This window comes from Chitinophaga eiseniae (assembly GCF_900167135.1).
Taxonomy (GTDB): Bacteria; Bacteroidota; Bacteroidia; order Chitinophagales; family Chitinophagaceae; genus Chitinophaga; species Chitinophaga eiseniae.
Window position 1 is genome coordinate 1 of record NZ_FUWZ01000005.1, and the last position, 24,407, is coordinate 24,407.

The window sequence follows — 24,407 nt, forward strand, 5'->3', positions numbered from 1 at the left end:
TGTCATTCGCGTCCCTTTTTTTACTATTTCCCAATCTCTTGTTACTGTTTCTCCGGTAGCTACAACCTCCCACCGGCGGCGTTTTACATATAAAGTAACCTTCTTTCTGCGGATAGGAAAATCCTGGACTGCAACGGGAGGAAGGAAGTCCTTGGCGTGAAGTTTTTTATGCTGATGCTCAGCGGGAACAATATTCTTTTCTTCTAAATAAATACTAATCTCAGTCTCATTTTGAGAAGCATCAGTTATCTCAAAATAATATAAAATCCCTTCTGGGAGCAGGGCCTCAATCAGAAGGCTAAAATTCTTATCCACGGCTATCAATCTTAATTGGACGTAAAAAAACTATTTTTTACGCTATCCCCCAACTTTTCAACTTGATCCATGAAGTATTCGCGTTAATCGCCCACCTGTCGGGCAATCCACCCGAAAATGCAAAAGGGACAAACCATACTGATGATGATTTGTCCCTTTTCGCGGACTGGACGGGACTCGAACCCGCGACCTCCGCCGTGACAGGGCGGCATTCTAACCGACTGAACTACCAATCCTTTCAAAAAAAAAATGCTGTTGACCAGCTATCTTTTTGTGTCCCAAGACGTTGGGTTGTTCCGTTTTGGGATTGCAAAGATAGTAACAAAGTTCCCAATTAAGCAAATCTTTTTTAAAAAAAATTTTCAGCACTATCTTTACACCCGATCTTTAACCAATTAAACTAATTATGCAATTCCTGGATTTCGAAAAACCTATCGCGGATTTATATGAGCAGCTGGCGAAGCTGAAGGAGAATGGTGAAAAATCCGGGGTAGATGTTTCTGCTACCGTAAAGGAATACGAGCAGAAAATTGAAGACACCCGTCTCAACATCTACACCCATCTCACCGCCTGGCAGCGTGTACAGCTCAGCCGCCATCCGGATAGGCCCTATACTTTGGCGTATATCGAAAAAATGTGCACCAATTTTATGGAACTGCACGGCGACCGGAATGTGAGAGACGACAAAGCCATGGTAGGTGGCTTTGCTGACCTGGATGGAGAAACCGTGATGTTTATCGGTCAGCAGAAAGGGGTGAACACTAAAATGCGCCAGCTCAGGAACTTTGGTATGGCCAACCCCGAAGGCTACCGTAAAGCGCTCCGCCTCATGAAACTGGCGGAAAGATTCAACAAGCCCATTGTAACCCTCATTGATACTCCCGGTGCTTATCCGGGCCTGGAAGCGGAAGAAAGAGGCCAGGCAGAGGCTATCGCCCGCAATCTCTTTGAAATGGTGAAGCTCCGCGTACCGGTTATCTGCATCATCATCGGCGAAGGCGCCTCTGGTGGCGCACTGGGCATCGGTATCGGCGACCGCGTGTTAATGCTGGAAAACAGCTGGTATACCGTTATTTCCCCGGAAAACTGCTCTACCATCCTCTGGCGTAGCTGGAATTTCAAGGAGAAAGCAGCTGAAGAGCTGAAACTCACTTCTGACTATATGAGCCAGTTTGGCCTGGTAGACGGCCTTGTCCGGGAACCACTGGGCGGCGCCCACGTAAACCCGGATGAAATGGCTACCATCCTGAAGACTAAAATCAAAGAAACACTGGCAGAACTGAAGAAAATCGATCCGGACGTGCGTATTGAGCAGCGGATTGACAAGTTCTCCCGCATGGGTTTTTACGAAGAACACTAAAAAAAATTTAGAGATCACAATAAAAAATTCGAATTTCGGCCTTCGGAATTCGAATTTTTATTTTTTTCCCGTAAAAACACACATGGAACAATTAAAAGGCACCGGGGTGGCTTTGGTAACACCCTTTAAAGCAGATGAAAGCATAGATTGGAATGCTTTGGAGAACCTGATCAATTATGTAATTGATGGCGGCGTAAACTACGTGGTGACTTTAGGTACCACCGGTGAAACGCCCACGCTTTCTGCAGACGAGAAGCTGGATTTGATGAAATTCACTTTCGAAAAGGTGTCGAAGCGGGTGCCGGTAGTGGTCGGCATCGGCGATTATAATACCCGTGATGTGGTAAAAAGACTGGAAAAATGCCCGCTGGACGAGGCTGCTGCCATCCTCAGCGTGGCGCCTTATTACAGCAAACCGACACAGGAAGGGATCTATCAGCACTATAAAACTATCGCGGCGGCTTCTCCCAAGCCCATTATCCTCTACAATGTGCCTGGCCGAACCGGCCGTAATATGACTGCCGATACCACACTGCGACTGGCGCACGACGTGGAGAACATCGTGGCCATGAAAGAAGCTTCCGGCGATATGGCGCAGTGTATGCAGATTATCCAGGGCAAACCGAAAGATTTTCTCGTGATCAGCGGCGACGATGCGCTGGCCCTGCCTCAGCTGGCCTGCGGAATGGATGGGGTGATCTCCGTGGCGGCCAATTTCCTGGCGAAGGACTTCTCCGCCATGGTAAAAACAGCGCTGGAGAACAACTATCCGGCTGCCCGCGCACTGCATTACAAAATGATGCAGGGCTTCGATCTGATGTTCTCGGAAAATAATCCTGCGGGTATCAAAGGGTTCCTGGCGCACGCCGGCATCATCGGAAACTATTTCCGTCTGCCGGTGCTCCCCGCTACTGATGCGCTTTACCGTCAGATTGGTGAATACCTGAAACAGTACTAACCAGCGTATAAAAGATTTAAAAAGACGAATGGCGAAGGATTTTCCTTCGCCATTCGTCTTTTATACGTAGTAGGTTACGCCCTCTTCCGCGATGTCCGTGGCCGCAAACACCGGCCTTGTCTCTTCCAGGAAAGGCTGTAAATCCGTGTATTTCGAAGAAAAATGCCCGATCAGCAGCCTTTTAGCGGCAGCTGCCGCAGCCAGGGAAGCCGCCTGCACGGTGGTGCTGTGGTAGCGCTCTGCTGCACGGGTCTCCAGGTCATGCAGGTAGGTGGTTTCATGATATACCAGGTCGGCGTCCTGCAACATGGGAAGCAGGCCGGTATCGTAAATCGTATCGGCGCAATACACATACCGCTTGCCTTTGGCAGGGGGAAGGGTGACCCAGTCGTTTTTGACGATGGTGCCGTCTTTTCGCACGTAGTCGGCGCCTTCCTGCAGTTTACCATAGTAGGCGGCGGGGATTTCATAGGCCCGCGCCTGTTCGGGGATCAGTTTCCGCTTCTTTTTCTGCATGGTAAAGGAGAAACCGAAACAGGAAATGCGGTGCTGCGTGGGGAAACAGCGTACGGTGAGCTCTTTGTCTTCCAGGATGATACCGCTGTAACCCGGTTGCAGCGGCACAAAGGACAGCTCATAATGCAGTTGGGTGCCGGAGCAGTCCAGCTGTAGCTGAATAATGGGTTCCAGCTCCGGTGGCGCATATACGCTGAGAGGTTCTGTCCGCCCCATCAGGCTGAGGGTGTTCAGCAGGCCAATCAACCCGAAATAGTGGTCGCCATGCAGGTGGCTGATAAAAATATACCTGATTTTACTGCGTTTGATGCGGTATTGGGCGATGCGAAGCTGCGTGCCTTCGCCACAGTCGACCAGCAGCAGCTGCTCATCACAGGTAACGATCTGTGCGGTGGGGTGTCTGTCCAGCGTGGGGATCGCTGAGTTATTACCTAATATTGTTACTGCAAACATAATGTGAAACGTTTCGCTACCCGCTTCTGGCCCTAACCCCAACGGCTAAAGGCGGAAACAAGGTCGCTTTTTATCAATCCAGTCCGTTCAGAAGCTCTCTCTCCAGTTCTTCCATCATCACCAGGTCTATGGCCTCGGCCATAGTGGGCGCGATGTTCAGCATGTCACCGCCTTCCGCTTTCAGTTCCTTTGTTAATGCACTGTTAACGCCGGTAAGCGCGCAGGAGCGGCCTTTGTCATAGATATTTTGATATACTGTTAAAATGGCTTGAATGCCCGCGGGGTCGTTTTTTTCGACCAATGTCAGGTCCAGTATAAGATTGCGGGTCTCCAGCTCCGGCAGGGCGTCGAGCGTGGAAATCAGTTCGGCTGACAAATTAGCATCCAAAGCAGGTTCTTCAGGACAAAAAACAACAATTTTTTCTTTGGTATCAATTTTGAATTTCATGCGTTGGACGTTGTTTTATACATTTAGTTAAAAAAATCAATTTAAAGAGGGAAACCCAGCCTATTAAAAACTAAAATAAAAAGGAGATCAAAAACAAAAGCCGCTTTTTCCTCGTAAGTAATTTTGAACGCTATCCCCGCTTCACCACAAAAATAAATCTTATACTATTAAAGTGTAAGTTGTTTAAGTGCAAAAAAGGAATAACTTCATCTAAAGTAAATAGCGTGATAATCTAAGTTCAGAATTATTCGTTATTATTGTATAAGCAAGCCCCCGTAAGGGTTTTTGATCATTTAATATTCTCACAATGGACCAGAATTTTTCACCGCAAGTTAAGGAGATCATTTCGTTCAGCAGAGAGGAAGCTTTACGCCTGGGGAATGATTTCATCGGTACTGAACACCTGCTGTTAGGTATTATCCGCGAAGGCGAAGGCACGGCCGTAAAGATTCTGCAAGCTTTAAACGTAGACCTGTACGAATTACGTAAAGAAGTAGAATTAGCTGTTAAAGATAAGACTGGAAAGAATATCGCAAATATTAACAGTCTACCCCTGACCAGACAGGCTGAGAAAGTCATCCGGGTAACGGTACTCGAAGCAAAAGCGCTCAAAAGCGCTACTGTGGAAACCGAACACCTCATGCTTTCCATACTCAAGAACAAGGAAAACGTTTGTACTCAAATCTTACAACAATTTGACGTGGATTACGATACTTTTAAAAACGAACTGGGCTTTGTAAAATCTGCCGATCCCAAATCCGAATTTGATGATCCGGGTGAAGAGGAGTTCGAAGATGAACGCAAGAGTTTTGCATCCAAAGCCAAACAGACCAACACCAAATCCAAGACACCTGTACTGGATAACTTTGGCAGGGACATCACCAAGCTCGCCGAAAGTGGCAGCCTGGACCCGATAGTAGGCCGCGAGCAGGAAATTGAACGCGTTTCGCAGATCCTGTCCCGTCGTAAAAAGAACAATCCCATCCTGATCGGTGAACCCGGCGTGGGTAAAACAGCCATCGTGGAAGGCCTCGCACTGCGCATCGTGCAGCGTAAAGTGTCCCGCGTACTGTTCGACAAACGGGTGGTAAGCCTCGACCTCGCAGCCCTGGTGGCCGGTACCAAGTATCGCGGCCAGTTCGAGGAAAGGATGAAAGCGATCATGAATGAACTCGAAAAGAACAGGGATGTGATCCTGTTCATCGATGAAATACATACCATCGTAGGCGCAGGCGGCGCTTCCGGCTCTCTGGACGCCTCCAATATCTTTAAGCCCGCCCTCGCAAGAGGCGAGCTCCAATGCATCGGCGCCTCCACCCTGGACGAATACCGCATGTATATCGAAAAAGACGGCGCGCTGGACCGCCGTTTCCAGAAAGTAATGGTAGAACCACCCAGCGTGGAGGAAACCATACAGATCCTCAACAACATCAAGCCCCGTTATGAAGAATACCATAACGTCAGCTACTCCGACGCAGCCATCGATGCCTGCGTGAAACTGAGCGACCGCTACATGACCGACCGTCTGCTGCCCGATAAGGCCATCGACGTACTGGATGAAGTAGGCGCCCGCGTTCACCTCAAAAACATCAACGTGCCGCAAAATATCCTCGATCTGGAAAAACAGATAGAAGATATCAAACAGGAGAAAAACAAAGTCGTTAAAAGCCAACGCTTCGAAGAAGCCGCTGCACTGCGTGATACTGAAAAGAAACTGGGTGAAGACCTGGAACGCGCAAAAGCCATGTGGGAAGAAGAGGTGAAGCATAAACGCTACCCGATTGACGAAGAAGCCATCGCGGAAGTAGTGAGCATGATGACCGGTATCCCCGTTAAAAGGATGGTACAGGCCGAAACAGAGAAACTGCGCCGCATGGGCGAAGACCTCAAAGGCGCTGTGGTAGGACAGGATGATGCTATCAGCAAAGTCACCAAAGCCATCCAGCGTAATCGCGTAGGCCTGAAAGACCCGAAAAAACCAATCGGTAGCTTTATCTTCCTCGGCCCGACCGGCGTGGGTAAAACCGAACTGGCCAAATCACTGGCCCGCTACATGTTCGACTCCGATGAGGCACTCATCCGTATCGATATGAGCGAATACATGGAGAAATTCTCTGTAAGTCGCCTCATTGGCGCGCCTCCGGGCTACGTAGGTTATGAAGAAGGTGGTCAGCTGACGGAAAAAGTTCGCCGCAAACCCTACTCCGTGATCCTGCTCGATGAAATCGAGAAAGCACACCCGGATATCTATAACCTCCTGCTGCAGGTACTCGATGACGGTATCCTCACGGATGGCCTCGGCCGTAAAGTGGATTTCAAAAATACCCTCATCATCATGACCTCCAACATCGGCGCCCGCCAGTTGAAAGACTTCGGTGCCGGCGTAGGCTTCACCACCTCCGCAAAGGCCATGAGCGAAGAAGAAAACACCAAATCGGTGATCGAAAAAGCACTGAAACGGACCTTCTCTCCGGAATTCCTGAACAGGATCGATGATGTGATCATCTTTAACTCCCTGAGCAAAGAACACATCTACACCATCATCGATATCACCATGAAGAGCGTACTCAAACGCCTCAACAACCTGGGCTTCAGCCTGGAACTGACCGACGACGCAAAAGGCTTCCTGGCAGACAAAGGCTACGACCAGCAGTTCGGCGCAAGACCGCTCCACAGGGCCATCCAGAAATACCTGGAAGACCCGCTGGCAGAAGAAATACTCAATATGAACATCCATGATGGAGATATCCTCGTCGCTGACCTCGACAAGGAAAACCAGAAACTGGTGTTCACCCTGAAGAACAACTCTTCTAAAAGCAAATCAGAAAAATCTGAAGCGTAAGTAAAACAACGCATATATTTATCTACAAACGGCTGCCTTTTTAGAGGCAGCCGTTTTTTTATTGCTTTTTTATCTTCGTCACTATTTTTCTCCAGACACGCGCCTCATGCTCTTGTACCCGGCTTTTTCCGGCGCCTTCCCGCCCGTACCGCCTTCCGTCTCAGGCTCGCTCCGGGCTTCCCCGGATACTATACCCTGCTTCGGGCTTCCATCTCAGGTTTCCCCAAATACTAAACCCTGTTCCGGGCTTCCACCTCAGGCTCCCCCGGATACTAACCCCCTGTTCCAGGCTTCCACCTCCGGGCTTCCCCCGTCCGGGCCTACGCCGCTGGCTTCCGCTTCAAGTCCCTATCTTTGCTCCCCCGGCCAGTCCGAACGCTTCACCCCCTAAACGCTGCCGTAATCACCCCTTTCTCACATGAAAATGTTAACCAGTTGATTTTCAAGATAAGTTCATGGTCGGCAGGCGATTTCCTTTGTCCTTGCTGCATTTCGAAATCTATGTCCAGGCCTTTATGCTGTCTGAAATGCAGGTATGAGAAATATTATTAAAATATAAAATATAGCATAATAATGTCATTTTTATAATTTTTATAATACATACTTTTGTCACATAAAATAATATCTACCTCTATTATTTTTTGTATAAGAATTAGATATACATCTAACTCTTATATATATTATAAAATTGCCTATATCTTTATCCTGACTTCCTTATAACCGAACACACAGAAATATTACTGTCCGCCCCATGCGCGGCCTGCTGGAAGATCGTTTTAACTATTTATCCTTATACCAATGACTAAATCTTTACAAGTCGCATTCCGCGGTATTCTACTGGGAAGCATTACCTTGTTGGCCACAGACGCCTACGCTCAGCTTAAAGTAGGTAACCAGCCCACCAAGATCAACAAATCTTCAGTACTGGAACTGGAATCCGACAGACAAGGTCTCCTGCTCCCACGCCTTACCTCCTTTACCGACATCGATGCCCTGACCCCTCCGGACGGTATGATCGTTTATTACGCGCCCACAGACCCGGCCAAGGCTGCTGAAAAAGGACTCTACATCAGAAGGAACAACGCCTGGGAGAAAATGGCAAACGATAAAGACGCTACCGCCAACTGGAAACTCACCGGCAACGACGCCGTAGCCGGGGATTTCATCGGTACCAACGCGGGCAGTGTTCCACTGGTGTTGAAAGGCCAGGGCGTAGAAGGCCTGATCATCGACAACGGTTACGCCTTCCTGAAAAGACTGGACGTAGTGACTTCTGGTCTGGATGTATTACTGGTAGATCCTGCCACCGGCAAAGTGTCTTCCCGCAAAATCAGCGAGACAGCCTTCACCTCCGCCATCAACTCCATCAACGGTCTGACTGGCGCCAACCAGACCCTCACCACCGCAGGCGGAACCGACTATACCTTCACTTCCACCGGCAGCGATCATAAACTGACGATCGTAGAGCAGGACGGTACCAAAAACGTGGGTTTGCTGACGAAAGCCGACTGGATACGCCTGAATAACGCAGCTAAAGCGATGGTGATCGGTACTTTAAATACTACTCCTACAGCCAATGGTCTGAGCATCGGTACAGATGCCTTAGGCAACCCGTCCCTGTCTCTCCACGCGGCAGATGAAAACAACCCGGGCGCACTCACTGCCGTGGCACAGAACATCGGCGGTAACAAAACCTTTAAAAACAATGTCATCGTAGACGGTAGCGGTACCATCAACAACGGCCTGACGGTTACCGGCACTACTACGCTGAACGACGACGCGATACTGAAAAAATCCCTTCAGGTAGGTACCACCTCCGAGCTGAAAGGCAAAGTAACCCTCGGCAGCGTAGCCGCTGGTACTGACGCTGATAAGGAAGTACTGATGTTAGGCGCCGGTGGCGAAGTGATCAAAAAGACACTGCCTACTGCCGCCTTCAGAGATTTCAAAAACGGTAGCGATGGTCCGGACGTACACTACACCGAAGATGCAGCCACCAACTCCCTTACCCTCCACGTTCCTTCTGCTTCCCTCGTGGCCGACAGAGGCCTGGTAACCAATCTCGGCCAGACTTTCAAAGGCGCTAAAAAATTCAACGACGATGTGGCGGTGCGCACTAAATTAGTTGTAGGTGACACCCTCGCTGCTGCTAACTCTACCCTCCAGGTAGCAGGCTCCCTGTCTCTCAATATCGTTAGCCAGAACGCGAGCTATACCATGACGGACAATGACAATACCATCCTCATGAACTGCGCCAGCGGTGATCTTACTGTAACGCTCCTCTCTGCCGCCGGCAGAAAAGGAAGAGTCATCACTGTCAAAAAAATTGGCGGTACGCTGGCTAAATCTTTACAAATCATCACAACAGGCGGTGAAAAGATCGAAGACGGTACAGACTACTTCATTTATAACGACTGGACGTTCGTAACCCTGCAATCTGACGGAGCCAACTGGTTTATCATCAGACACTAAGAAATAACGGTCAGGGGTATACGTTAAAATGCGTATAGTCCTGACCGTTATCTGCCTTTGCCGGCCCTGCCCATTTCCATGTAATTAATTTAGGAAGATGACTGTTTTAAGATACTTACCCGTACTGGGACTGGGACTCCTGTTTTCAGTCCGGACCTCCGCGCAACAAATGAAACTGGGGCTTCAGCCAACATTGCTCAAAAAAGAAGCATTGCTGGAACTGAACAGCGACAGCCAGGGGCTGCTGCTGAACAGGGTGCCTAAAAGTGCCATCAGCGCCGGCGGCCCGCTGTTCAACGCCACTGACGGTATGTTCGTATACGTAACAGACCCTGGAGAAAAATGCCTTTACATCAAAGCAAATGGTGCATGGAAAAAAGTAGCCGACTTCTCAGGCATCACCACGGATAACATTCCCGAAGGAACCACCAACCTGTATTTTACACAGGCAAGAGCCAGAGCGGCCTTCTCCGCCGGCAACGGCATCAATATAGGCGCCACCGGCGTTATCAGTAACACCGGCGTACTCACCTTCGCTGGCCGTACCCCCGATGCTGCCGGTAATATCGCACCAGCCGCAACGGACTATGCTTCCTTTTACCTGCCATGGGCCAGCAAGCTGACACTAACCGCCGGCACCGGCATGAAAACGACCACCACAGCTACCAAAGATCTCAATACCAATCCCGCTTTTACCATCGATGCGGATAACGGATCGGCTATCTGGAACGCCAACAAACTGGCGTCTGTGCCGGTGTCCACAACCGCACCGGCCACCAACCAGGTGCTGACTTTCAACGGTACGCAATGGGAACCCAAAGCGCCCACGGGCGCCACCGGCAACTTCATCAATAACGGTACTTCCCTGCAAGCCGGCGCCAGCTTTAACATTAGCGGAACCGGTGATATCGGAAGCAACCTGCAGGTAGCCGGTAATTCACTGATGATGGGTAAACTAACTTTAAACAGCCTCGCATTGGCTACCCCGGGCGCTTCAAACGGTAAAGTACTGTCCCTGAACGCCACCGGCGACGTGATCGTTACCCAAACACTGCCCGGCACCCGAAAAATAAAACTGGTGGCAGGCAGCGGCGTCATTAACTTCGGCGCCGCCGGAGAGCAGGACCTCTCCGCCGACAGAACATGGCAGATCAGTGTCGACAGCGCCAAAAATATCTGGAATGCCAATAAAATCCAGAACAATGCTGTCGCTACCACCGCGCCCGCCGACGGTGATGTGCTGAAATGGAACGCCGCCACACAAATGTATATCCCCGCTGAAGATATTACCGGCGGCGCCTCCTATGGTACGCTGAGTTCGCGCGATATCCGTAACGCTGACGCGCCGGATGAACGTTACCGTATGAAAATCTGGCAAGGCCCGTCTCCCTCGGCCACCGGTGCCGGAACTGTGCAGAATGGCCCCCTTGGTACCAGCGCTTACGCCTGGAGCGTGTTAGCCTTCAGGTCCGGAGACTATACAACTCATCTGTATTTTGATAAAAATACACTGGCGATACGCGAATGGGAGGGAAGCCAAAAACCTTTGACCCCCAATGCCGGTCCGCCCCTTAACCCATGGTACAAGGTGGTGACAACCTACGGTGATAACTCTTTTACCGCCGGCGGTCTGCTGTTCGGTTACAAAACCAGCGACGCTTCCACCGAAACGGCACAGGATGCGGGTAATCTCTATTGGGATAACAGCAGTAAAGAACTGGGGCTTGGAACCAATAACCCTCAGGCGACGCTGGATGTAAACGGAGATTTTAAAATGGGCGCCAACGGAACGGTGTTCAATGGAATGTTCAAATTTCAGATGAATCTCAATATCGGCTCCTTTGCCAGGCAAACTCAAACTTATGCCGACTTTACAGTGCCTTCAGGTACGCCATCCCTTGTTACCAATGCAACCGTTATTCTCAACCCCGTTGATGAGATGACCGGATCCGTATCCGTGAGTTGGGTAAAAGTTATCAGCAGCACCAGGATCAGAGTGGGCTTTATCAATATAGGGAACAGCAACGCGAGTCTTAGCTCAACCAGGTTTAATGTTACCATCATTCAATAAAATTCCATTTTGAAAAAACAGTTACTGGCGATCGTTATTATTTTGTTGGGGTTCATCATCCCGGCAACTGCGCAACAGGGCATCTACATCCCTGATGGCGCATCCGTATGGCTGTCCGGTAACTCAGGCGTTTTTTCTGATCTCACCAACAATGGTATCCTCGGTTCCAACCCAACGGCTACCCTCTATTTTCTCAGTAAAAAATGGACTAACGGCAACGCTGCTACGTTGCCCGACGAAAGCGCTGACGGCCGTTCCGGTACGGGTGGCAAATTCCTCTTCATGGGGCAGAACCCGCTGTACGGTAACGTCGGCCGGCAGGTCATATTCGGCAACTACAGCCTGGCCACCCGGCAGGGCAGCAGTTTCCCCAACCTCGAAATCAATAACAGCGCAGGGCTGCTCCTGGATGATCTCAGCGATCTCAAAATCAGGAACAACCTGCATTTCGCTGACGGACATATATTTCTCAACGGCTGGAACCTCCTCGTAGGAGAAAACAGTCCCGGCACCATTACCGGCTACAGCGACCAGAGCTTTGTCGTAAATGGTACCGCTGCCGCTGGTGGCGCACTCTACCGCAGTGGCATCAGCGATGCCGCCAATAAAGTCGTGTTTCCGGTAGGAACAACCATCAGCAGCTATTCCCCCGCGGCGCTCCTGCTGGACGGCGCCACGGATATGTTCAGCGTCCGCGCATATGACAGCGTATACAGCCTCGCGATCAGTGGACGCGCCTACCCCGACAGCTTCGTAAATAAGACCTGGCAGGTCACCCGTGCCGCTTCCGGCGGAACGGCAACGGTCATCCTGCAACATATGGATGCCGACGAACAGCCTGCCTACACCGCTGCCCGCGATAGCAGCTATATCACCCGTTTCACCGGCGGCGTATGGGACCAGGTGCCTTACCTGGCCACCCTGCCCAAACCCGGTACTCTTACGACCAACGGCCTCGCTACGCCGGCTACCATGCATATGCGCGCTTTTACCAGCCTCGGAGCCAACGAATATTTCGCCAAAACAACCCTCATCAGCAAAGCGAAACCCGCTGTTTTCCTCAGCTTTGAAGCCTATCGGATCGCACCGCTCATGGTGCAGCTCGACTGGACCACCAGCCGCGAAGTCAACAACCTGCTGTTTGAAGTGGAACGGCGGTATGAACGGGAAGAGGTGTTTTCCCGTATAGCCATCGTGCCTACGAAAGCCATCAATGGCAACAGTAACGTACCACTGAGCTATACCATGCAAGATCTTAACGATTACGACGGCTGGACCTACTACCGCATCAAAGCCGTGTCCCGCAATGGCAAGGAAGTATATTCGGAAATCCGCGCTGTACCCCCGTTTGTACAGATCGATGTATTCCCTAACCCGAACAACGGTAAATTCAAAGTACGTATCCGTGGTATAAGAGGGGCATTGATAATGCAGCTCCGCGATACCTGGAGCCAGGTGATGCGTGAGTACGACGTGCGCCAGGATAATGACCTGAGCGTAAGCGACCTGCCCGCCGGTACTTACTTCATGGTGCTCTATCATAAAGACACGCAGAAAGTAGCCTACACCTGCAAAGTAGTGGTGGTGCCATAAGGTTTGTTTTGCTTTTTTCGCATAATTCCCTCAATTTTGTGAGGTTATCTCATCAGGCGGTTAAATAAGCGAAATTGAAAAAAATCATTATCACGATAGATGGCTACTCTTCCTGTGGCAAAAGTACGTTGGCAAAACAACTGGCTAAGAAGCTGGATTATGTCTATATAGACAGTGGCGCCATGTATCGTGCAATTACGCTTTATTTCCTGCAAAACCGCGTGGACTGGACCTCCCAGCCGGCTGTGGTGACAGCACTGGCAGATATTCACCTCGAGTTTGAATACAACCCGAAGTCCGGCGCCAGCGAAATGCACCTCAACGGAGAAAATGTGGAACACATGATCCGTGAAATGCTCGTGGCGGAAAAAGTCAGCGAAGTAGCCGCCGTGAGAGAAGTACGCGAATTCGCCGTTGCCCAGCAGAAAAAGATGGGCGCCCGCAAAGGCATCGTCATGGATGGCCGCGATATCGGTACGGTCGTTTTCCCCCATGCCGAACTCAAAATCTTCATGACCGCTGATATCGCCATCCGGGTGGAACGCCGCTTCAGAGAACTCTACGAAAAAAATAAAAACATCAGCATTGAAGAGGTAAAAGAAAACCTCGAACTGAGAGACTATATTGATGCTAACCGGGAAATAAGCCCCCTTCGTAAAGCCGAAGATGCTATTATACTGGATAACAGCCAGTTAAGCCGGGAAGATCAGATGGATCTCGTGATGCAATGGGTGGAAGATGCCACGTTGGCCCACACTTCGTGAAATAATATTTTCTTTTATTAAAAGTCTTTTATACATTTGCCTTGTCCCTGCCTAACCACCAGCGGATCATCCCAATAATTTTCCACATCCTGAAGAATTTCCTGCTACTTGTTCGTATGTGAAACAATGTCAACAACTGACGGGGTTTTCCATGCTTTAACCTTATCTGACCTGAAATATTGCCAAGGTTACCGAAGTGGGCAATGTTTTTGCGCGACCGGCTGATGCCTGCCCGCATAAACATGCAATAAGACAACCATTGAAATTGTGAGCGCAGAAGCGTATAAGATATTGCTGTCTATATGAAAGTCTTATTTGTAACTATATCCACAAAACCTTTGCTATTAACCGATTATTGAACTTGACTATAAATAAATTCCGCCCGGCCGCCTCATGGCGCTTTGTCTGGCATAAAGAGAAATGTGGGATGGCATGGCTTGCCATAGCTGTTCCATATTTTCAGTAGGTGTATTCGGTTAATAGGAAGAAGGGGCGAATTCTTTCGCCCTTTCGCTTTTTTATCCCCCTTAAAGCTCACTTTGTAGAATTTATCCCCGAAAACAGCCCCTAATTTTGTAATTCATCATCCGTAATTCGTAATTCTTCTTAAATTGTGTGGTCACACTGTTCAGCCAATGTCTATTAAAAGTCTGTGTCTTTTGGGCTTGCTCCTGTTAGGGGCCTGTTGGGCCGCTGATGCGCAGGATTCTCTGCGGGTGTATCACACCCTCGATTCTATCCGGACATTACCCAATGATACCGCCAAGGTATCCTTGCTGATCAGGGCAGGTAAACAATACAGCCGCTATTTCGATAACCACCGGTTGGAGAACCTCTTCTGGCAGGAAGCCCTCCCGCTGGCCCATAAACTGCGCTCCGCCCAGGGCCTCGCCCTCGTATACAATGAACTGGGCACCTCCAAAAGGAACAAATCCCAGTATCTGGTGGCGGAAGATTATCATGAAAAGGCCATCAAATACGCGGAAGAAGCCAATGATACCCTGCTGATGTGCCTGTCGTTCAATAACACCGGGGTAGACTGCCGCCGGCAGGACAAACTGCAGCAGGCGTTCGACTATCACCTCCACGCCCTGCAGCTGGCGGAAAAAATCAACGACATCCGCAACATCTGCGTAGCCACCAACAGCATCGGTAACATCCAGCTGACGGCAGAAAACTATGAAGACGCCATCCGCCATTTCGACCGTGCGCTGAAACTGGAAGAACAAAGCCATAACGACCTTGGGGTAGCCATCAACCTCGGCAACCTTGGATATGCCTATCAGGGCCAGAACAAACTGGACCTCGCCATTCAATACTATCACCGCTCCCTGGTGGTGAACCAGAAAATAGGCAGCCCTACGGGAATGGCTATATGCTATAATGCCCTCGGCGCCGCCTACAAAGAAAAAAAAGACTATGCCACCGCCATGGAATATCTCCGGAAGGCACTCGTGGTAAATGATAAGGTAGATGACAAAGTCCATGTGGCAGAGAGCTACCTCAACATCGGCAAACTCCTCAGCGCGCAGAACAAACACGAAGAGGCCCGTAAACATATGCAGCAGTCCATAGAACTGAGCATGTTCTGGAACTTTAAGTCCATGCTCATGGAAGCCTATAAGGCGCTCGCGGCTGATTATAAGGCCAGCGGCGATTTCCGCCGCTCGCTGGAGGCGGCCGACAAATCCCTGTTGTACAAAGACAGTATCCTCAACGAAAAATCTGCCATGGCCCTCCAACAAATGCAGACCATCTATGAGGTGGACCGGAAAGATAACCAGATCAAAACACTGGAGCATGATAAGGTGATCGGTGAACTGAGAAGAAAACGTAACGTGATGTTCATCTTTGCCCTGGCCGGATTCCTGCTAATGGCGATGATCGGCGGCTTTTTCTATATCCGTCACCGTAACCTGGAAGCCAATAAACAAACCCTCCAGCTGGAACTGAAATCGCTGCGCTCCCAGATGAACCCGCATTTCATCTTCAATTCCCTGAGCTCCATACATCGTTATATCTGGAGCAATAACCAGGAAGAAGCTTCCGATTACCTGACCAAGTTCTCCCGTCTGATGCGCCTTATCCTTGATAATACGCAGCACACTTTCGTGACGCTTAACAAAGAGCTGGAATCTCTCCGCCTTTACCTCGACCTGGAATCCCTCCGCTGCAACGGTATCTTCGAATATAATATCCGCGTGGGAGCAGATATCAATGACGAGGAAGTGCTGATACCTCCCATGATCCTGCAGCCCTATGTGGAAAACGCCATCTGGCACGGCCTGGTGCACAAACACAATGAAAAAGGCCTGCTCGAAATAGACATCTTACTGAAAGACAGAAGCCTGGTGTGTACCATTACCGACAATGGTATCGGCCGGCAGAAAGCCATGGAGATCAAGGAAAAGAAAGGAAAGGGACATAATTCCGTCGGTATGAAAGTGACCGAAGGCAGGATCGATCTGATCCGCAAAATCAATAACAAAGAAGCCAAAGTAACCGTCACCGACCTGGCAGATACTGCCGGACAACCGGCCGGCACCATGGTGACTATTATTTTACCAGCCGAATTCATATTTTAGCGTAACAAAAAAACGGACGGCGTTGCCGTACCACTAAACCTACCATAGCATGAGCGACATAAAAGCTATCATCGTAGATGATGAGCAACATTGTATCGATGCCTTGCAAACCATGTTAGTCAGGAAATGCCCGGGAGTAGAGGTAGTAGGATCAGCCAAAGGAGTCAAAGAAGCAAAGGAACTGGTGGATGAACTTCACCCCGATCTGGTTTTCCTGGATGTTGAAATGCCTCACCAGAACGGGTTTGAGTTACTGAAACAGTTCGAGAAGATCGGGTTTGACGTTATCTTTACCACTGCCTATGAACAATACGCCCTCAGGGCCATCAAATTCAATGCGCTGGATTATCTTCTCAAACCCTTCAGTGTAAAGGAGTTGCAGGATGCTCTGGACAAATGCCGGGAGAAAAAACAACAGCGGCAGCGGGATACCAACAGCCTGTCTCCTATGGATGTATTTCTGCAAAACATGAAAACACTGCAGCAATCACATAAAAAAATAGCCCTGCCTACCATCAACGGACTCGTATTTATGCCCGTACAGAATATTGTACGCTGTGAATCCACCGGCAACTACACCCGCATCTTTTTTACAGACAAAAAGAACCTGATGGTGTCCCGGCCGCTGAAGGAATTTGAAGAACTACTGGCAGACGTGGATTTCTTTCGGGTACATAATTCTCACCTGATCAACCTGCAGCAGATGCAATCCTATATCCAGGGAGAAGGCGGCTTTGCGCTGATGAGCGATGGCGCACAGGTGGAAGTGTCCAGACGACGGAAGGCCGATTTCCTGAAACGGGCCATGCAGTTCTGACCGGCAAAAGGTGTATGCCCGGTAAGGATGCGGCTTCTATGGAAAACGATTGCTTTTCATAACCGGCAAAAAACGCTTTCCGATTTTAGGCTTTTTTATGCCACTTATAGTCAATAAACTACCAGATAATAAATGGCTGTTGTATGCCTTTTCAGGAAGATTTATTTTTGAGTTACGATTTCAATTTTAGCGCTATATATAAATTTTATTCTCTGCATTACTAGCGTGATTAGCCCCAAAGAAAAAAGACACCTTCTGGTGTCTTTTTTGTTTTGAAATATTTTAGGATAACCTGTTTACAGATAGTATTTATTACTTAACCGAAGTCAGTTCGTCGGCTTTGTGCTCCAGTCCGTAAAAAGACAGCAGCCGGCGAATGACTCCTTCCACCAGGGCATCAGGGCAGGATGCGCCACTCGTCAGCAGGATGGTGACCTGTGATTTTTCCGGTAAAAAAGTATCACTGTGTATTTCCTGCTTGTGGTGGAAATCCCAATGGTCAACCTGGTTGGTGCTGTGCATCTGTTCTGGCGCACTGATAAAATAAGTAGGCAGTTTTTCTTCACAGAGTTCTACCAGGTGGGAGGTGTTGGAGCTGTTATAGCCGCCTACCACGATCGCCAGATCGGCCGGTTCTTCGAGCATGCCCATAACAGCGGTTTGGTTGTCGTTGGTAGCGTAGCAGAGAGTGTCGCGGGTATCGGCAAAACGTTCGCCTGCATTGGCCTCTGTCAGGCCGTAGTGGGTAACGATCACCTGGCGGACATAGTCGGCGATGGCCTGCGTTTCGGTGGCCAGCATGGTGGTTTGGTTCACCACACCTACCCGCTGCAGGTCTTTGGTAACGTCGAACCCTTGTGAATACTGGCCCTTAAATGTTTCGTAGAAGGTATCGGGGGCAGCTTCACCGGTGATGTAACGGGCCAGTTTTTCTGTTTCGGCCATGTCTTTTACCACGATGGTGGGAGTGTTGGACTGGCTGTGAGAGAAAGTGGCCCTGGTTTCTTCGTGTTTGGGTTTGCCATGCACGATCACCGTATAGTCCTTTTTACCGATTTGCTCCGCCTTGTTCCATACTCTTTCCACAAAAGGGCAGGTTGTATTGTATTTCAGCGGTTCAATACCGAGGGAGGCGAGTTTATTTTCCGTTTCGATGGTGGTGCCGAAGGCAGGGATGATCACAATATCGTCAGACTGCAGGGTTTCCCAGGGTACCAGCTGGTTGCCGGCAGTGTCCATGATAAACCGTACCCCGCGTTCCAGCAGGTCGTTGTTGACATGCGGGTTATGGATCATTTCACTCAGCAGGAAGATACGTTTGTCAGGATTTTCATCCACCGTTTTAAAGGCGATCTCGATCGCATTTTCCACGCCGTAGCAAAAGCCGAAGTGACGGGCAAGCAGTATTTTCAGCGGACCAAAATCCAGTGTGGTGGGCGTAAAGTCCTTTTTCATGCGGTCCTGCTGCTTGCGTTGGTTTTTGATGGCGCTGATCAGCGGACTGCGATATATGACCGGAACATTGAACGTTTTCATCTTAAAAGGGCGAAAAATTGAAAGGCAAAGGTAATCAGTTTTCTTTGCTCACCTTATCCAACCAGGCTTTTTCTTCCGCGCTGAGGCTGTTATAGCCTTTTTCATTGATTTTATCCAGCAGTTGGTCCAGTCGCAGTTGGTTGTTGTCGTCCGGCTTCTTCACCACTTTCAGGGGTGATTTTTTAGGTTTCGACCTTGTCTGCGTCCGTTTCCGCTCTCTCCGGGTTTCGGCGTCGAAGAGCCAGATCAGGGGTTTGCAGAGGTCTGTTCCGCTTTGCAGGGAACGGATATAGAAGAACCCGAAGAGGGAGCCGCCCATGTGGGCGATGATGCCGCCGACGTTGCCCCGCGGAATGGAGATCACCCCCAGTACGATCAGGCCGAGGGCCAGCCATTTCAGTTTAACGTTGCCGAGGAACAGCAGGCCGATCTCATAGTTGGGCATAAGGGTGGCGCAGGCCACCAGCATGCACATCACGGAGGCGGAGGCGCCGATCATGGTAGATTCAAGGCCCGGGAAAATGAGCATATAGGATAACAGGTACAACAGGCCGCCGGCGATGCCCCCCATCAGATAGAGCGGCAGCACGCGTTTGTTGCCCAGGAAATCGCGAAAGAGATTACCGAACCAGTACAGGTTGATCAGGTTAAAAAGAACATGGAAAAACTCCACATGGGTAAACATGTAGGAGATCAGTCCCCAGGGCTTTCGGATAAAAACGGCCGGCAGGGAATGAAGGGCGATCTGGTCAAATGTCCATGCAAAGGCGGTACCGGGAGAGATAAGATACATCAGGTTGATCCCGAGAAAAATGACAATGTTCCAGAGAAGCAAATGATTGACTGTGTTGCCTTGTCTGAGCCAAAAGCGAATATCCGATTGAAATGAGGTCCCGTTCATATACACAAATTAAAATAAAAATCCGGGATTTGGAACCCTTTACAGGGCAGATTTTCAGTTGATGAAATTTAACTTTTTTTACTGCAGAAAATTATCAATTGGACGCTGAATAAATAACAAATTTTCGCTATTCTGGTTGAACGAAGAGGATAAAAAAAGAAGCTTTTCGTAGCTTGTAGTATTTTTATTTTGAATATGATTAAAAAATATTCAAAAAGAACGTTAAATGAGGCCTGGAAAAGGGGATTTCTTCGCTAAAAATAAGGTTAACCGGGTATTTTTTCGTATTTTTGCCGTCCCATAAAACAGGGAGTTCGGGTATTCCGGATTTAAAATTTCAATTTTTTATGAGCGAAAACAACATTATTAACGAACAAAACGCAGAACAACAGGCACCGCAGGCAGCTGCGGCAGAAACTGCGACAACAAAGGCTCCTGTAGTAGCAACTGCCCACGACGATTTCGATTGGAGCGTGGACAAACGTAACGTTTCTTCCTACAGCAAAGAAGAGAAAGAAAAGTACGATCAGACTTACGACAGCACCTTCAAAGTGTTCGATGAAAACACCCTGCTGAGCGGTACTGTGGTAGGTATTACCAACACAGACGTGGTGATCAACATCGGTTTCAAATCCGACGGTTTGATCTCCCTGAACGAATTCCGTGACTTACCGGGCCTGAAAATCGGTGACGAAGTGGAAGTGCTGGTGGTAGAAAAAGAAGACCGCGACGGTAACCTGCACCTGAGCCGTAAACAGGCTCGCCAGAAACGTGCATGGGAAAAAATCGTGGAAGTTTACAAAACAGGCGAAGTGGTTACAGGTACTGTTACCAGCAAAACCAAAGGCGGCCTGATCGTGGACGTATACGGTATGGAAACATTCCTGCCTGGTTCTCAGATCGACGTGAAACCAGTAACCGACTACGACCAGTTTGTAGGCAAAACCATGGAGTTCAAGGTGGTGAAAGTAAACGAAACCATCCGCAACGCCGTAGTTTCCCACAAAGCGCTGATCGAAAGCGATATCGAACAACAAAGAGTGGACATCATCTCCAAACTGGAAAAAGGCCAGGTATTGGAAGGTACCATCAAGAATATCACCGACTTTGGTGCGTTCATCGACCTGGGCGGTCTGGACGGTCTGCTGTACATCACAGACATCTCCTGGGGCCGTATCTCCCATCCGAGCGAAGTGCTCCAGATGGACCAGAAAATCAACGTGGTTGTACTGGACTTCGACGACGAAAAACGTCGCATAAGCCTGGGTTACAAACAACTCACCCCGCATCCGTGGGATACTTTACCAGCTACTATCACCGAAGGTGCTAAAGTTAAAGGTAAAGTGGTTAACATCGAAGACTACGGTGCATTCCTGGAAATTATGCCGGGCGTAGAAGGTCTGGTACACGTTTCTGAAATCTCCTGGGCTTCTACTCCTATCAACGCTAAAGAATTCTTCAAATTAGGCGAAGAATACGAAGCAGTGGTAGTTACCCTGAGCAAAGAAGAGCGTAAAATGTCTCTGTCTATCAAACAATTGACAGAAGACCCATGGTCTACTATCGAAACCAAATTCCCGGTTGACAGCCGTCACAAAGGCATCGTTAAAAACATCACTCCTTACGGTGTGTTCGTTGAACTGGAAACTGGTATCGGTGGCATGATCCACATCTCCGACCTGAGCTGGATCAAACGTTTCAACCACCCATCTGAATACACTAAAGTAGGTAACGAAATAGATGTAGTGATCCTGGGTATTGACAAAGAAAACCGCAAACTCAGCCTCGGTCACAAACAGATCGAAGAAGATCCGTGGAACACTTTCGAAACTATCTTCCCGATCAACTCCGTACACGAAGGTACTGTTGTGAAGAAAGATGAAAAAGGTGCTACTGTTCAACTGCAATACGGCCTGGAAGCTTACGCTCCTGCCCGTCATCTGAGAACAGAAGACGAAAAACCAATCAACGTTGAAGACGTGAAAGAATTCATGATCATCGAATTCGATCGCAGCGAAAAACGTATCCTGGTTTCTCACACCAGAGTATGGGAAAAAGCACAGGCTGAAGAGAAAGAAGCTGTTGTGAAAGAGAAAAGAGCTGAAGCTGACAAAACCCGTAAAGCAGTGAAAAACATTCAGGGTAAAGTAGAAAAAGCTACTTTAGGTGACCTGGGTGCTTTAGCTGAACTGAGAGAAAAACTGAAACAATCTGAAGGTGGCGAAGAAAAAAGCGCACAATAAGATCCGTTTTGGAATATAACGAAAGAGGCTGTCCCGCAAGGACAGCCTCTTTTTTTGGTCGTACCTGCTAACGATGAACAACCAATTTGGCACCATACATTTTTCCCTCTTTCGTCCGCAACCGGAGTACATATACCCCCGGCGATACATTTGCCGGTAATGTTAACGTCGCCGAAGCAGGAGAGGTCCTGAATACCTCCCTGCCCGACAGGTCTGTCAATATCAGTATACTGTTCTCTATCGGAATATCACCATGTATACGAAAACTACCGGAAACAGGGTTGGGTGCTATGGTCAGTATATTTTTGCCGGAAGACAGATGACCGGTTGGGGTTAACGAGGCTGCTGCCGCAGGTAATGTCGTTACTGAATCATCCTGTTGCCCCGCTAACCTTTGGATCTCCGCAAAGCTCAACGCACGGTTGTAGACGGTCAGCTCGTCCGCTATCATGTTTTTTATCCGGAAAACGGCTGGTCCTGCCGTCATGCCTGATGTTGATATGTAAGGCTCCATCTTATCGGAGCTTGCCGCCCAAACCCCGTTGATGTAGATGTCCAGCTTCCGGTCTCCATAATTAGCTGTAATGTGCGTGTATCCTGTATCTGAATAAAGTTGCGCTGAAGCTTTCGGTGGTGTTGCCAGAATTTCTTCTGAAAAATTAAGCTGATACCTGAAGATGGCTTCGTCCGGGGATATCTCAAAGGTATATTTGTTTGTTGCGAATGAAACTTTCCCTCCCTGTTGGCCAGGTAGTTTTTTTACCCAGACTGAAAAAGCCGCTGCAGAATCTGCCATAGTGAAAGCAGGCACCAGGAATTGTTTTCCACCGGCAAAGCTGTCAATGGCGGCCAGATCGCATACCGCGTCTGCAGTGTAGGCCATATTGCCGGTAATACCGTGAAGCCGGCGGGGCCCCAGGTCTTTTACAGTGCTGTCCAACGGATAGTAGGCATAAACATCAGCCGGGGCCTCAATACAGTTGGAAAGTGGACGAACAGCCGTATAAGCACCATAAATCCTTAGTCCGGAGCCTAATGCCAACAGCCCGGCATTCAGTTGTATCGTGACCCGGTCAAAAGGCTTCCTTGTTCTGAAGGTGTAGGTGAGCCGGTTGGAATTGGGCTTGCGTTCAAAGTCATCATCGGCTATAATGTACCGGTCACTGTTATAGTCGCCGGGAGAGGCGGTAGTGACGGATACAGAACCCAGCAGGCTAATGGAAAGCCCGTCATTATTGGCTATTTCAATGGTGATTTCCGCATTGGGGTCTGTCTGCAACTTTGGAAAAATCAACGTTTGTGAAATGCCGGCGCCCAGCAGGCTGGCGCCCAGTAATAAAGTAGTGTAGTCGTTATGATAGCCGTTGACAGCATTATTTCTGTCCAGCACCCTGCACGTAAGGCATAGTCCGTTCGAATTCGTCAGTTGCGAATTGGCGTACAGAGTATCCTGTGCTGACAGGGAAAAATGGCTGAAAAGTAGGATCAGCGCCGGCAGTGCCCATTTTAAAGGTACTTGTTTCATGTAGAGAGTATTCATCATCGGGGTATTTTGGTTATCTGAAAGGGGAGGAAATTTTCAGGAAGGAGGTAACGACACCGGCATGTGAGGGAACATGCGGATTGTTAAAACTAATTCAGATATAATAAAGATAGGGTTATTTTGATATTACAACGTAGAATTCTCTGAACAACCAATGTTTTTCGCTGTATTTCCAATATCCATTAAAAAATATCAACATGGAAAATACCGTGGTTACATCATAGCAACCACCCGTGCCGGCGCTGCGCTGGCGCCTTTGATCTTCAGCGGGAACACCGCTACTTTGAAACCGTGTGACGGCAACGCCCCCAGGTTTACCAGCTGCTCCATATGGCAGTATTCTTTCTGTTGACCTACGAGGTGTGCCTGCCAGAAATAATCTTCTTTGCCTTCTTCTTTGGCTTTTTGCACCATATATTTCAGGGGGAGATCAAACCCCCACTGATCGATACCCATTACTTTCACGCCCTGATCTATCAGCCAGTGGGTGGCCTCCGCGCTCATACCGGTGCCCCGCATCGGGTACTCACGGGTACCGATGTATTGGTCGCGTCCTGTATAAATCAATACAATAGTGCCCGGTTGAATAACAGCACCAGATTGTTGCAGGTCCTGCCGTATATCCGCCAGCGTTATCTCTTCGAAATCTGCTTTATGGGTCATGTTGATCACCACACCGTCGCCATAACACCATTCGAGCGGTATCTGGTCGATGGTTTTGGCAGGCTGACCGTTTACTTCCGGCGCATAATGCCACGGTGCATCAATATGGGTGGCGGCATGAACGCCCATGCTCACGATCTTATCGTCTGCCCAGCCCTGAAACCCTTTGGGGAACAGCTTCGCCGGCAGGCCCAGGAAAAAACGGATCAGCGCCCGGCTTTGCCGGTGGGACTTGTGTTTGACACGGATACGCATAAACCAGGGGTCCTGCTTATTGTATTCGATCGTTTTAGACAGGTCAATGATTTTCATGGTAATTACAAGGGG

The 24,407-nt window shown here is 49.1% G+C and carries 17 protein-coding genes and 1 tRNA gene; 10 read left to right on the top strand and 8 right to left on the bottom strand.

All coding sequences use genetic code 11. The features are described from left to right. Nucleotides 1–315 (bottom strand): ISAon1 family transposase N-terminal region protein (locus B5D63_RS26140; RefSeq protein WP_235021628.1); only part of this gene is annotated, 315 nt, incomplete at its 3' end. A gap of 162 nt (nucleotides 316–477) precedes the next feature. Further along, nucleotides 478–551 (bottom strand) — tRNA-Asp (locus B5D63_RS26145). A 170-nt stretch (nucleotides 552–721) separates the two neighbouring features. Between B5D63_RS26145 and B5D63_RS26150 the strand changes: the two genes are divergently transcribed. Together B5D63_RS26150 and dapA are read left to right on the top strand one after the other, a co-directional pair. Further along, a complete protein-coding gene (locus tag B5D63_RS26150) occupies nucleotides 722–1,675 on the top strand; it encodes an acetyl-CoA carboxylase carboxyltransferase subunit alpha (RefSeq protein ID WP_078671824.1) in 954 nt (317 codons plus the stop codon). A gap of 82 nt (nucleotides 1,676–1,757) precedes the next feature. Then, nucleotides 1,758–2,633 carry a 4-hydroxy-tetrahydrodipicolinate synthase gene (dapA, locus tag B5D63_RS26155; protein WP_078671825.1) on the top strand — a complete coding sequence of 292 codons (876 nt, stop codon included), beginning with the start codon at nucleotides 1,758–1,760 and terminating at the stop codon, nucleotides 2,631–2,633. A 60-nt stretch (nucleotides 2,634–2,693) separates the two neighbouring features. On the opposite strand, the gene B5D63_RS26160 is transcribed toward dapA, so the two are convergent. Both B5D63_RS26160 and B5D63_RS26165 read right to left on the bottom strand, forming a co-directional pair. Then, nucleotides 2,694–3,602: a ribonuclease Z gene (locus tag B5D63_RS26160; RefSeq protein ID WP_078671826.1), complete on the bottom strand. Its 909-nt coding sequence runs from the start codon at nucleotides 3,600–3,602 to the stop codon at nucleotides 2,694–2,696. A gap of 73 nt (nucleotides 3,603–3,675) precedes the next feature. After that, nucleotides 3,676–4,050 carry an STAS domain-containing protein gene (locus B5D63_RS26165; protein WP_078671827.1) on the bottom strand — a complete coding sequence of 125 codons (375 nt, stop codon included), beginning with the start codon at nucleotides 4,048–4,050 and terminating at the stop codon, nucleotides 3,676–3,678. A gap of 307 nt (nucleotides 4,051–4,357) precedes the next feature. Here B5D63_RS26165 and B5D63_RS26170 point away from each other — a divergent pair, with 307 nt between their 5' ends. The 7 genes from B5D63_RS26170 (at nucleotide 4,358) to B5D63_RS26200 (ending at nucleotide 17,194) form a co-directional block, all read left to right on the top strand. Then, nucleotides 4,358–6,892: an ATP-dependent Clp protease ATP-binding subunit gene (locus B5D63_RS26170; RefSeq protein ID WP_078671828.1), complete on the top strand. Its 2,535-nt coding sequence runs from the start codon at nucleotides 4,358–4,360 to the stop codon at nucleotides 6,890–6,892. A 798-nt stretch (nucleotides 6,893–7,690) separates the two neighbouring features. After that, nucleotides 7,691–9,364: a hypothetical protein gene (locus tag B5D63_RS26175; protein WP_078671829.1), complete on the top strand. Its 1,674-nt coding sequence runs from the start codon at nucleotides 7,691–7,693 to the stop codon at nucleotides 9,362–9,364. Between the two features lie 97 nt (nucleotides 9,365–9,461). Continuing rightward, the gene (locus B5D63_RS26180; RefSeq protein WP_143313109.1) at nucleotides 9,462–11,435 is read left to right on the top strand and encodes a hypothetical protein; all 1,974 of its coding nucleotides are present in this window, start codon (nucleotides 9,462–9,464) and stop codon (nucleotides 11,433–11,435) included. Between the two features lie 9 nt (nucleotides 11,436–11,444). Further along, nucleotides 11,445–13,028: a T9SS type A sorting domain-containing protein gene (locus B5D63_RS26185; protein WP_078671831.1), complete on the top strand. Its 1,584-nt coding sequence runs from the start codon at nucleotides 11,445–11,447 to the stop codon at nucleotides 13,026–13,028. A 74-nt stretch (nucleotides 13,029–13,102) separates the two neighbouring features. Then, entirely contained in the window at nucleotides 13,103–13,792 is a 690-nt protein-coding gene (gene cmk / locus B5D63_RS26190) for a (d)CMP kinase (RefSeq protein WP_078671832.1), read from the top strand. A gap of 635 nt (nucleotides 13,793–14,427) precedes the next feature. Beyond that, nucleotides 14,428–16,377 (top strand): tetratricopeptide repeat-containing sensor histidine kinase, encoded by a 1,950-nt coding sequence (locus B5D63_RS26195; RefSeq protein WP_078671833.1) that lies wholly within the window; start codon nucleotides 14,428–14,430, stop codon nucleotides 16,375–16,377. 49 nt (nucleotides 16,378–16,426) lie between these two features. Further along, nucleotides 16,427–17,194 (top strand): LytR/AlgR family response regulator transcription factor, encoded by a 768-nt coding sequence (locus B5D63_RS26200; protein WP_078671834.1) that lies wholly within the window; start codon nucleotides 16,427–16,429, stop codon nucleotides 17,192–17,194. Nucleotides 17,195–17,506: 312 nt separating this feature from the next. Here the strand turns inward: B5D63_RS26200 and B5D63_RS26205 are convergent, their stop codons facing one another. Further along, a complete protein-coding gene (locus B5D63_RS26205) occupies nucleotides 17,507–18,730 on the bottom strand; it encodes a 4-hydroxy-3-methylbut-2-enyl diphosphate reductase (RefSeq protein ID WP_078671835.1) in 1,224 nt (407 codons plus the stop codon). Nucleotides 18,731–18,764: 34 nt separating this feature from the next. Continuing rightward, complete coding sequence (locus B5D63_RS26210) at nucleotides 18,765–19,565, bottom strand: rhomboid family protein (protein WP_159456172.1); 801 nt, start codon at nucleotides 19,563–19,565, stop codon at nucleotides 18,765–18,767. Nucleotides 19,566–19,978: 413 nt separating this feature from the next. Between B5D63_RS26210 and rpsA the strand changes: the two genes are divergently transcribed. Then, nucleotides 19,979–21,874 (top strand): 30S ribosomal protein S1, encoded by a 1,896-nt coding sequence (gene rpsA, locus B5D63_RS26215; RefSeq protein ID WP_078671837.1) that lies wholly within the window; start codon nucleotides 19,979–19,981, stop codon nucleotides 21,872–21,874. A gap of 67 nt (nucleotides 21,875–21,941) precedes the next feature. Here rpsA and B5D63_RS26220 read toward each other — a convergent pair whose 3' ends face one another. Together B5D63_RS26220 and B5D63_RS26225 are read right to left on the bottom strand one after the other, a co-directional pair. After that, nucleotides 21,942–23,399, bottom strand: coding sequence for a LamG-like jellyroll fold domain-containing protein (locus tag B5D63_RS26220; protein ID WP_159456173.1), 1,458 nt, complete (start codon nucleotides 23,397–23,399; stop codon nucleotides 21,942–21,944). Nucleotides 23,400–23,630: 231 nt separating this feature from the next. Next, on the bottom strand, nucleotides 23,631–24,392 hold the full coding sequence (locus B5D63_RS26225) for a cyclase family protein (protein WP_078671839.1): 762 nt from the start codon (nucleotides 24,390–24,392) through the stop codon (nucleotides 23,631–23,633). Between the last annotated feature and the right edge of the window lie 15 nt (nucleotides 24,393–24,407).